At 41.4% G+C, this 10,985-nt stretch carries 9 protein-coding genes; 8 read left to right on the top strand and 1 reads right to left on the bottom strand.

What is annotated here, in order from left to right:
* Nucleotides 1–161: 161 nt before the first annotated feature.
* Nucleotides 162–833 (top strand): hypothetical protein, encoded by a 672-nt coding sequence (locus tag RIB15_RS11380; RefSeq protein ID WP_350202280.1) that lies wholly within the window; start codon nucleotides 162–164, stop codon nucleotides 831–833.
* A 138-nt stretch (nucleotides 834–971) separates the two neighbouring features.
* Nucleotides 972–1,451 (top strand): hypothetical protein, encoded by a 480-nt coding sequence (locus RIB15_RS11385; protein ID WP_350202281.1) that lies wholly within the window; start codon nucleotides 972–974, stop codon nucleotides 1,449–1,451.
* A gap of 86 nt (nucleotides 1,452–1,537) precedes the next feature.
* On the opposite strand, the gene RIB15_RS11390 is transcribed toward RIB15_RS11385, so the two are convergent.
* Nucleotides 1,538–2,281: a TMEM164-related integral membrane acyltransferase gene (locus RIB15_RS11390; RefSeq protein WP_350202282.1), complete on the bottom strand. Its 744-nt coding sequence runs from the start codon at nucleotides 2,279–2,281 to the stop codon at nucleotides 1,538–1,540.
* Nucleotides 2,282–2,976: 695 nt separating this feature from the next.
* On the opposite strand from RIB15_RS11390, the gene RIB15_RS11395 reads away from it, so the two are divergent.
* The 6 genes from RIB15_RS11395 to RIB15_RS11420 all read left to right on the top strand — a co-directional run bounded on the left by RIB15_RS11395 (nucleotide 2,977) and on the right by RIB15_RS11420 (nucleotide 10,985).
* Nucleotides 2,977–3,660, top strand: coding sequence for a hypothetical protein (locus RIB15_RS11395; protein ID WP_350202283.1), 684 nt, complete (start codon nucleotides 2,977–2,979; stop codon nucleotides 3,658–3,660).
* Between the two features lie 75 nt (nucleotides 3,661–3,735).
* Entirely contained in the window at nucleotides 3,736–7,242 is a 3,507-nt protein-coding gene (locus tag RIB15_RS11400) for a T9SS type A sorting domain-containing protein (protein ID WP_350202284.1), read from the top strand.
* A gap of 515 nt (nucleotides 7,243–7,757) precedes the next feature.
* Nucleotides 7,758–8,603: a LytR/AlgR family response regulator transcription factor gene (locus RIB15_RS11405; RefSeq protein WP_350202285.1), complete on the top strand. Its 846-nt coding sequence runs from the start codon at nucleotides 7,758–7,760 to the stop codon at nucleotides 8,601–8,603.
* Nucleotides 8,604–8,725: 122 nt separating this feature from the next.
* Nucleotides 8,726–9,355: an intradiol ring-cleavage dioxygenase gene (locus RIB15_RS11410; protein ID WP_350202286.1), complete on the top strand. Its 630-nt coding sequence runs from the start codon at nucleotides 8,726–8,728 to the stop codon at nucleotides 9,353–9,355.
* A complete protein-coding gene (locus RIB15_RS11415; protein WP_350202287.1) occupies nucleotides 9,348–10,007 on the top strand; it encodes a YceI family protein in 660 nt (219 codons plus the stop codon). The genes RIB15_RS11410 and RIB15_RS11415 overlap by 8 nt, the downstream gene beginning before the upstream one ends.
* A gap of 105 nt (nucleotides 10,008–10,112) precedes the next feature.
* Nucleotides 10,113–10,985 carry an alpha/beta fold hydrolase gene (locus RIB15_RS11420; protein WP_350202288.1) on the top strand — a complete coding sequence of 291 codons (873 nt, stop codon included), beginning with the start codon at nucleotides 10,113–10,115 and terminating at the stop codon, nucleotides 10,983–10,985.

Consider the following 10,985-nt stretch of genomic DNA (forward strand, 5'->3'; position numbering starts at 1 on the left):
TTAAGTAATCATATGTTGTGGTATAACAAGGCGTTTTAAATCGGACGCGGACGGGGTTCGATGGAAACTTGTTTGCAAGGAATTAATATCGCTACTTCAACTAAATTATAATCCCCGCGCCGTTTAAACGCTGGGCCGTTAGGCCAACAAACCTATTCATCATGAATATTAAGAATTACATTTCGCTACTTTTTATACTGGCGCTTTTAATTCCATCTAGCTATGGAAGTAATATTTATACTGTTCAGGCTGACTCTGCTACGATTGATAAAATTCAAATGAATCATAGAAATCTAGCTACTAAAATTGATTCATTACAAAAAGAACTTGATAAGTTTCAAATTTCTGAAAATTATTTTTCTTCGATACTTCAATCACAAACTGCAATATTTACTGGAATTGTAACTCTCTTATTATTCTTCTTTGGATTAATTGGGTGGCAAGCATATTTAAAAAAACACGAAAATCGACTAGATATTCTTGATGAGTGGAAAAATAATTTTGAGAAAGAATATCAGGATCTTAGGAAAACAAGCGACGAAATCAAATTTAATGCATTCAGAGCAAGTTACCATGTCCTAGAAAATGAATGGAAATTTATATATGCGGTCAGACTTGCAGAATATTTTGTAGACATCAAAGATAATAAAGGTGCACTTACTTGGTTGGGGCATGCAAAAAATGATTTTAACCAAGTAACAAAAATCATGAAACTGTATAAATATAATTCCTATCAATTGTTACAAGAACTTGAAGCCAATAATGACGAATCACTAGGTGAGAAAGCTAGAGAGTTACGTAAATTGATAGAAAGTAAAACTGAAATGAAGTGAATGTTGGCCTAACAAGCGTTTTAAATCGGACGCGGACGGGGTTCGATGGAACTTGATTGCCAGGAATTAATTTCGCTACTTCAAAGAAATTATAATCCTTGTGGCGCTAAAAGGTCTGGCCGCTAAGTAAGCATTGAGATGAATAAACATCATAAATCATCAAAAGATAACAAATACCCAAAGATTGTAGATCTCTGGATTTATCAAAGTGAGCTGTTTTGGAGAACTGTTTATTCTGTACCATTTGTAGCGATCGCAATTTTAGCAGGTTGGTACGCCTTAATAAGTAATGAGCAACTTTTATTAGGTCAATCACTACTGGTTGCTGGTATTTTAATTATGTTTGTTCAGATGTTAATCCTTTACAGGATGTCTCAATACCTAAATGCATTTAAGAAAGAAGCAAGAAAGCAAAACCATTTACCGAAAGTCGAAGATGCTCTATTGGGTTTGACAGGATATAGAATTGGAACATCAGTTCCCGTAATTCTAATTGGCTTATTTTTGTTTATTCTGATCTTATATCCCAAATTTGAAGTAAGTGATAATCATGAAAGAGAGAATGAAGTATCCACAGAAATAAGAAAAGATTCACTTAAAAAAGGTTCTCTAAAATAGATTAATGTCATAAAGTTAGACCCTGCCAAACGTTCCAAATTGAACTGCCGACATATATGACAGGGACCCAATTCGGATTCTTAATTTTAAACTCCTGGTTCTTCCACCATACCAATCGGGGAACCTTTGGCCTTTGCGCGTATCCACTTGAAAAGTGCGTATACTATCAATGACCATGTCACCAGTATAACTTCCAGAACCAAAATGTATGCAGGCCAGGGGGGTAAAAGACTGAAAAAAGTAGTTCCCGGTGGTTTTCCCATCACGTACATGTAGTTACTGCCCAGCAGCAGGTTGATTCCAAAGATGAGTCCTGCCGCTACATTTAGCCATCCCACGGTTCGCAGGATGTCTTTACGTTCAAGATCCCACTTCCAGATGAGGGCGGGATACAGGGCCAGCAGCACGAGCCCCATGTGCACCATCCAGTACCGGATGGCATCATAATGAAATAATGAAAACTGAACCGAGGGCGTCAGGTTGGCTTGAGAAACTCCCAAAACGATCCAGAAGAAGACGGTTCCCCAGACTTTGCGGCTTTTGGTGAAATACACCCAGATCAATACAAATGGCAGGAAATTGCATAAATGCAGTGGGATGTCATGTTTCACATCAAAGGTGCCCAGATACATATTTACAGGTACCTTCAGAAGTTGTGTAATGGATAATAAAACAGCGATGCCAAGCAGCACTTTCCGTTGTGCAGGTTCTGGCCAGGAACCAAGCATCCGGAAAAACAGGAAGCCAATGAACAGAAATCCGGTTAGGAGCAGGAGATGTTCCGTATCATAGGAGGCAAACAGATGCGTTGTTTCAAATAAGGAATTCAAAGGGTATGGAGGTATGAGTTATCTTTGAGAAAAAGTTAATAACCGGAAATTTGATTCAAAATAAAAGAGCGGATGCTTCATGAGTGAACTCAGCCGCTAAAGAAGTCAAACTGATTTTCTGGAAAATAGAGTTGACGTTCAAGTGGGCGAAATACATAGCTCCGTGTTGTTTGTTAAAACAATTTCACAAGGATACCGATGACTATGGAATTCCAGTCGGTTGAGAGGCTATTTCTGTGAATAGGATTAATAGCGATGTATTAAAGCTAAAATTTGCTTTCCCGAACGTTTATAACCTCTGTATTTGAATGAAGCAGCTTACTTGGACCTTCACTTTTGATAGGCAATTAGTCAAAACTTGATAATGCCCCAGTAATTTGTTTTAAATTGTTACATCAAGTTATTGAAAAATGACTTGGCATTTTAATACAGACACATTAGGTAAAAGACCTGTTAAATAGCATTTTGAGAGTAAAATAGGGGCACAACAAAAAATAAGTAAAGCAGATTAAATTCTGTTTTGCTCTACCAATAAAAAATCTTCAGGTCCTCAATTCTGACCATAATTAAGATTATAGTCAATGTGATAGCAGGTCACTTTTTGAATTAAAACTAAGAATAGAGAATAAGGGGTTACAATGTATTCAAGGTTAATTAAGCCAATAGCTTTAGCTACAGGAATATGTACAATTTTAATGTGCACCACATCCTGCAATATTTTCAACAGCAACGGCGGCAATAATTCTGATGATGAATTACCTCCTGAAGTAAAAGAAATAGTACCAGATGACCTGCTTGCCACTGTTGAAGACAGTTTAGGCGTATCGGTTAACCGAGGCAGCAGTCCGCCGAATATCGAAAGTTTATTAGCGGGTACACAGAAGGCGAAGCCTCCTGAGGGAGTCACAGTAATAATGGAGCCTTTTGAATTGGTTGAAACAGTGGTGCCGGATGATGATGAAGACCAGTTGTTCTACGACATGTATGTGAGAATGGGCAACCAGAACACAGACAATGAGGAAATTGATATCAGTATGAGGCATAGACAACAGTCCGTATCTACGGGTTTAGGAGGGTACATTACAGGAGAAGACAGCAGCTTTACGATATTTGCCGAACAAGAGTCGGAGCGTGAGGGGGAAACCATCAGATCGGTACGTGTTTTTTCCGGAATTGTCACAGAAGATGGAATTGACAACCCTCAGCTTGCACTTATGATGAAAGAGAATGCAGGTTTCGATGACATCATTCCCAACGGTACCGGAAGGTCGTTTGATGACGGGGACGGACTTGCCGAAATAGATGAATGGCCGGAAGGAGATGCTAGCCAGTCTGAACCATCCGAGCTGATTCTTTTAGAGAGACTGCCTGAGAAATAGTACTGACAGACAAGTACCCAGGCAGAATTCAAACCAGTTATTCCTAGGAATATTTTTAAACAGCTTTGATCTATTATGAATAGTTACGAGAGAACATTGGCCGATAAAAATAGAGTTCTAATTTTAGCTCTGCTTTTGTTTTTATTTCCGGCCTTTCTTCACGCACAAAACATTCAAGTCAATTCAAATTCAAGTACAGCCGAGTCTGTATCGCTGATTAATGATTTAGAACCCGGTTGGTATTTTTATCCCTATTTCACGGTTTTGGGATTTGAGTATAATTTTGAAGAGTTTTACCTGTCGAGAGTGGAAGTAGAATCCGTTAATGATATTTGGGCCATTGGAGCAGGTAAGACATTTGCAGGGGATTACAAGGGACTTTTTATGCATTACCGGTCAGGTAGCTGGGAAGTAGAAGATGAATTTAATCTCTCCACGGAAAATGATACCGCTCTTACATCCCTGCCACTTATCATACCGGATAACAATTTACCGCTTTACTCCAGTGGCTATAACCTGAGGCAATACACTTCCAATGCTGTTGATGTTATAAATCCACAAAATTCAGCTATGCCGGAACCTATGGATGAAGGTCAGGAACGAATCGTTGATATGATAGAACATGAACAAGAAGATCGCTTGTTGATGCTAACCAGCTATCCGAGATTGTTATCCTATAATGAAGACGATGGATGGGCAGTATATGATACATCAAACAGTCCCTTGCCTGCTCCTCAACCGGATAGTATTAACATTGGAACAGAGCTCCCTGCAAGGCACATGGCAATGGCCAACGGGGCCTTATGGATAACCACTCATCGCGAAGGAGATGGGCTCATAAAGAAAGAAGGCAGCAATTGGGAAGTGTTCACGCCTCAAAACTCAGACTTGCCGAGCAGTTTGGTTTCATCCATTGTGGCACAGCAGGATGGACAACTATGGATTGGTACTTTGCCTGCTGAATCCGGTACACAAAGTGGCGGACTTGTGCATATTAAAAATGGAAACTGGACAGTAATGACCACCGGTGATGGCCTGCCAAATAACCGTGTAAGAGTTCATACCTATGAAGATGCAGGAGACTATTTACTGGCTACTTTTGGTGAATTTACCGATCAGGCCGATTCCACACATTATGGATACCTGGCGGAGTATGATGGACAAGAATGGACAGTGATAGCGGAGAAAGATGAGTTCTATAATTACCTGGGATGGATATCTGTGGATGGTGACCAGAATAAATGGATGTCCGGTGATTTCAATGTGTTAAACGCCGGCGTAGCAAGCCTGAACCAAGTTTATGTATCCCTGACCGATGCCCCTGAAGACGGAGGTTATTATCAGGCCGGCAGTGATTTTTACCTTGACTGGGAATCAGGAAGCCGGATAGACAGCGTAGCTTTAGAATACTCGACGGATGGGGGAGAAACATGGCAATTAGAAGAGGACGGACTGGAACCTGAGGAAGTTCTGCATGAATACATATTTCCGGATGAACAATCAGAGAATTTCAAACTGAGAGTTTCGGCCGAAAACATCGAAGATGTAACGGATGAGTCGCCCACTTTTACAGTATTGGATCCCGATGAACCTTTTTATCACCTGAGAAATCTGGAAACCAATCAGACGTACGAGGTGTACGATCCTCAAGTACATGGGTGGCGAATGGCAAACAGGGCAAGCGTAATGTGGACCCAGGATCTATGGCAAAACATTGAGTATGAAGGCCCGCTTGATTACTTATTAGGCGGAGAACAGCGTGATTTTCCAAGTTTTAACTCACTGGTGGAGGCGTTTGGAGAAGATCGAACTATTGCAGGTTATACTCTGGGTTTTAACAATATTATACCCACGCTAAGTGCATCGGTTTGGTGGGGAGTGCTCAGGGAGATGGGATTCAATGGTGTTTGCCATGGGTTCTCTGTTACCAACTTAATTAGTTTTACAGACGGCAAGCAGGAGCTGGGGCAGTTGGGAGCTAATATAACCGGTGATAGCTTATACAGTGCTGAAGTAAATAACGAAATTCGGAAGATGATCAACAAAGTTTGGGTGCGGCAATGGTCAGCTGATCATTTTCCAACTCAATTAATCGGCACCCTGAGTGAAGATCTTCTTGAGAACCTTGCTGAAAAGGCAGAGAATGATGAAGAAATAACTTTGGAAGATATACAACAAAGTGATTTAGTTTTTGCTCCCCCCGTGCAGACTTTGGAAGAGCTTAAGACTATGTTGGATACTCCTGGTCCGGGCGTAAACTACCAGCCATTAATTATGGTTCAAAATGGCACCTTTACCTCTATCCACTCCGTGGTTCCATATAAGCTGGAACAGAGAGAAGATAATCCTGAGATATGGAAAATTTATATCCACGACAGTAATTATCCGGCGGACAACAGTACTTTTGTAGAAGTGGATACCCAAGCAAATACTTTTGTGTATAATGAACCCGGTACCAACGGAAATCCCAGATATTTCGGTCAAACCGGTTTGTTCCTGGCCGACCCTATTGAAGATTATAAAACGGAATCGAGGATGCTTAAGGAACCCCAGGAGAAGGAAGGTAATATCCGAAATCAAATTACAGGACTTGAAGACATAGGCTATATGTTTGCTTTGGTAGATTCTGAAAATAATCTGCGAATCACCGATAGCCAGGGGAATGTTACTTCTCTTGAAGGTGATGAAAACTCTACCGAAATACCCGGTTCATTTCCCGTCATTCCTCTTGTGGGAGGAGAGCATGAGCCGATAGGATACTACCTGGTGGATGATGAGTACGAGGTAGAACTGGAATATACCGGGCAGGAACAGGGTTCATTTACAGCCTTTACAGGAAATTCAGTGTATAAATATATAAACCATGAACCTGCTTCTGAAAGTGTTGATGAACTCAGGTATGGAAATTCAATTTCAATTTCAGGAGACAACCAACAGTTTGACCTTGAAGCTTACAATCTTACCGAAGATGAAGAACAGGTATTTCGACTGATGGATGTATCAGTTAGCGGGAGTGATTCTGTGACGGTTCAGCTTGAAAACGGTAATGAGCTGAATGTAGAAAATTATGCAGGTGCTACTACACTCGACCTGGAGTTAAGGACTAACTTTGGGGGAGAAGACTACTTCAGGTATGAGGACCTGGAACTAAACGAGTCATCGGGATATAAGATGGTGGTTGACAGTTGGGATAATCTGGAAGAACAGGAAGTAACCCTGAGAATTGATGACAACATGGATGGGAGGTACGAGAATTCTGAAAATCTAACGAGCATAGCTACCTCTTCCGAAGAAAATGAACAAACCGAAGAGTTGCCTCAGAGGTTTAACCTGGGGCAGAACTATCCCAATCCATTTAATCCTTCTACCACAATTGGATACAGCTTACCTGAACCCGCCGAGGTAGAAATCAAAGTGTATGATATGCTGGGAAGAGAAGTTAAAACATTAGTAAATGACTTCAGGAATGCAGGACAACATAAGGTAACATTTGATTCCGGAAACCTCTCCAGTGGAATTTACATTTACAAAATCAGGGCTGGTAATTACACCAATTCCAAAAAAATGACGCTGTTGAAATAATGAGCTGATTTCTTTGGCTCTTATTGGTTGAGTTTTTGAGTCCAGTTCCGGGATTTTTAGTTTCTGCTCTTACTTTTCATCCAAAAAAATCTCGAAAGAAGAGTAGGCTGAATACCTAATAATACATTCGGTCGAAATATATTGCTTTCGGTAACTATGGACTGATTGCTTAGCTGATTAATAAATCATGTAATAAAAAAAAGTTAGAGCACTAAATGGTGTGATTCTTTTACTGCCCCTGGCCGGTTTAACAGGTACGTACTTTTGTAAATGCCTAGCAGAGGCTAAGCCTGGAGGAAAGCCGGATTGTTGTAACACAGGATCGGATATCTTTATCAACTACAGGTACACGCTCAAAAAAAAAAAGACGGAGCGTACCTGGTAATTGCCGTTGCGTATGCTTATTAGGATAGTGTTTGATTTAGGCCAAATTGCTTGCTCTTGCCAAATATTCAATATTTTGTTAGATAGAAGCGTTAAAAGCCCGCATGTCCTGTTCTTTTGAATTTCTATATATGAGCAATTTAAAACAATTTTATCCATCCTTCCGACTTTTGCCTTCCGGCGGGCTGTTTTCTGCGGCTCATAAAAAGTATTTCATCTGGTTTTGTGCCTTCTGGGTTTTTATTGCTGTTCTGGAATTTGGACAGGATTACATCAGCTCTGTTTTGCAGGACAACACATTCAGAATAGGGGAGTCGCTTTCGTACAAGCTTTTCTGGCCGTTATTTATTCCGTTTTTTATCGCTTTGGATTACGGGCTTGCTAAAGCGGATGAGGCTTTGTCAGGAGTATGGTATGTGTGTGCCCTGATCTTACAGACGGTAGTGATCACTTTCATCCATCTGCTTGTATTCTCGTTGATTTTATTCGGGGTTTCTATTCTCATTCATGACAACCCGATGACCCTGTTATTTTTGCTGTATGAAAAACTATCCAGCCGGCTGTATATCGCGTTGTCAATCTACAGCACGTTGTCTGTGTTGAGCGTCTTCCTGAAGAGCAGAAGATCCCGGGAGGGAGTTCAGGCCAAGGTTCAGCCAAAAACCATCACGGTAAAGAATGGCAGAAGTGCTGTACTGGTTGAGATTGCTGATATTAAATGGATTAGCTCTGACGGGGGCTATCTTGATATTCACACCGATAACCAAAAACATGTGATACTTGACAGCCTGAAAAATATCATCCAAACCCTGCCGGAGAATTTTAAGCGTATTCATAAATCCACTATTGTGAATATCGCCCGGATTAAGAAATTGCAGTCGCGCGGTAACGGAGATTATGATGTAATTCTGGATGATGACAGGGAACTTCGTCTCAGCCGGAATTACACAAAAGAACTCAGGGGAAACCTGCTGTAGCTTTTCTACTCATCTTGTGCAACGAATTACTCATCTTATATAATTGCATTCTTCAGGGCTTATCGGGATGACTACATTGAGGCAGAAGCACATTCTGTTCAATAAATCAAAATCCAGTTGCTATGCAAAAAATACTTATACCGCTATTGTTATTTACTGTTTATTCATGTTCGGGCTTTGCGCAGAAGTCGGCTGTACAACATGCGAAGTTGGTGGGAGGTCCTTGTCAGGGTTGTGAAGCTGTACTTGATTTTGGAGACCGAAACCTGTCCTCAGTCGATACTTTACCCGAATTTGAAAGTAATGAGCCTAAAATAAAGTTAACCGGTACTATTTATGAACGTGATGGAGTAACTCCTGCCGGAGGTGTGATCCTGTTTGTACACCAAACAAACCGGAAGGGAGTATATCCAACCCGCGGCGATGAAACCGGCTGGGAGCGAAACTATGGGTATATCCATGGCTGGGTTAAAACCGGAGCAGATGGAAGATATACGTTTTACACGTTCAGACCTGGTGAATATGGTCGCCAACCTGCCCACATCCATCCAGTTGTTCTGGAACCGAATGGTAAATATTACTGGCTGGATGCCTACTTTTTTGATGATGACCCACGATTGGACTCTGACCAGAGAAATCCTGACTCGCCCCGGGGCGGGAGCAGTGGTGTGCTTTCGCTGGAAAAGGAGAATGGAATCCTGACAGGGAAGAGAGATTTTATCCTTGGAAAAAATGTTTCCGGCTATGAGTAGGGTCATGATTTTAGCCATACTTTGTTTTTTGATGGTTGGTACAGCGGAGGTTTACTCTGCGATACAGCCGCCCGTTCAGTCTCAGGGTGATTCTTCAAAAGTGGTAAACCTGCAAATTGATAAAGAGCGGTCGGTTGTGAAATGGAGAGGAACAGAAATGCGCGGTGCTGACAGTCATGAGGGAATACTAAAGTTGAGTGACGGAGTTCTGAAGCTTGAAAATGGAGTCTTGGTCAGCGGATATTTTGTGGCAGACATGCATTCCATCGAAGTGACGGATATCCCGAAAAGCGATCCGGTTCCAAGAAGGTATTTAACCGAGCATCTGGAAAGTGAGGATTTCTTTCATGTAGAAAAATATCCAACTGCCAGGTTTGAAATTACCCGAACGGAAGATTCAGGAGGAGTCAGCTTGATGATCACCGGAAACCTGTCGATAAGAGATGTGATAAAACCGGTGTCTTTTAAAGCTTATAAAACTATAAACGATAGCGAATTAGTTTACAGGGCTTCATTCACCATCGACCGTTTTGAGTGGAATGTTTCTTACCATGGGAGCTATTGGGAGCGAATATCCAGTATTATTGATAATAACTTTGTGGATGCAGAAATGTCGATAAATGTGAGGTTGGTTGTTTCTTCTGTGGAGTAAACTAAATCTTTCAGGCATCAAGTTAGTTCCTTTATTATATTTTCCCCGCCGCAGGCTTGTATGCAAGTGCAAGGGCTTCAATCATAACAACAGGGAGTCAATCAGGTGGGGAAAGATATTTTTAAAAATCCGGGAGCCTGTAACAGGCAGGAAGAATGGTATCAGCGGTTTTTGGTCAGAGCTAATCTGAAGGTAGAGTTTGAAACAGTATCCACTTCTTTTGGTGAAAGTCATGTTCTATTAGCCGGAGATCCTGACAACCCACCGCTGATTTGTCTGCATGCCATGCTCACCAGCTCAGCCCATTTACTTTCTGAAATCAGATATCTGGCCGGGCACTACCAGTTAATCATCCCTGATATTCCAGGCTATTCGGTGAAAGCTATTCCTGAGCGACTGTTTTTTACAGATAATAGTCATTCTCAATGGTTTACCGAAGTCTTGGATGCTTTTGATCTGGACAGCTTTAATTTATTTGGGATCAGTATTGGAGGATATATAGCCCGGGAGTTTTCAACTGCATTTCCTGATCGGGTAAATAAGCTTGTGCTATTGGTGCCGGCCGGTATTGTTCAGGCTTCAGTTGTAAAAGGGTTGATGAGCATGGCTATTCCTATGATCAAATATAAGCTGAATCCCTCTGAAGATAACATGAAGAGCGTTGCCGGCTTTCTGTTAACGAGCTGGGATGAAGACTGGGGACCTTTCCTGATCGATTCTATGAATGATTTTGTCACCCCAAAAAAGATACCTTCGGTTGCTACTGATGAAGAGCTTCAAAACCTGAGGATGCCGGTTCTTGCCATAGCTGCACAGAATGACATTTCGTTTCCTGGCGAGTCATTGATCGAAAGGGTACAGGCACATATTCCGGGCGTAGAAACAGAGCTGCTGAAAGATACCCGTCACTGCCCACCCACAACGGAAGAATTCAGAAGGTGGCTGGAACACCGCTTGGTGAAGTTTCTGGATAGATAA

It is taken from the genome of Gracilimonas sp. (assembly GCF_040218225.1).
Classification (GTDB): domain Bacteria; phylum Bacteroidota; class Rhodothermia; order Balneolales; family Balneolaceae; genus Gracilimonas.

Bases quoted from the DNA above. Each gene is read 5' to 3' on its own strand.
- RIB15_RS11380 (WP_350202280.1), top strand. From the start codon at position 162: ATGAATATTAAGAATTACATTTCGCTACTTTTTATACTGGCGCTTTTA.
- RIB15_RS11385 (WP_350202281.1), top strand. From the start codon at position 972: ATGAATAAACATCATAAATCATCAAAAGATAACAAATACCCAAAGATT.
- RIB15_RS11395 (WP_350202283.1), top strand. From the start codon at position 2,977: ATGTGCACCACATCCTGCAATATTTTCAACAGCAACGGCGGCAATAAT.
- RIB15_RS11400 (WP_350202284.1), top strand. From the start codon at position 3,736: ATGAATAGTTACGAGAGAACATTGGCCGATAAAAATAGAGTTCTAATT.
- RIB15_RS11405 (WP_350202285.1), top strand. From the start codon at position 7,758: ATGAGCAATTTAAAACAATTTTATCCATCCTTCCGACTTTTGCCTTCC.
- RIB15_RS11410 (WP_350202286.1), top strand. From the start codon at position 8,726: ATGCAAAAAATACTTATACCGCTATTGTTATTTACTGTTTATTCATGT.
- RIB15_RS11415 (WP_350202287.1), top strand. From the start codon at position 9,348: ATGAGTAGGGTCATGATTTTAGCCATACTTTGTTTTTTGATGGTTGGT.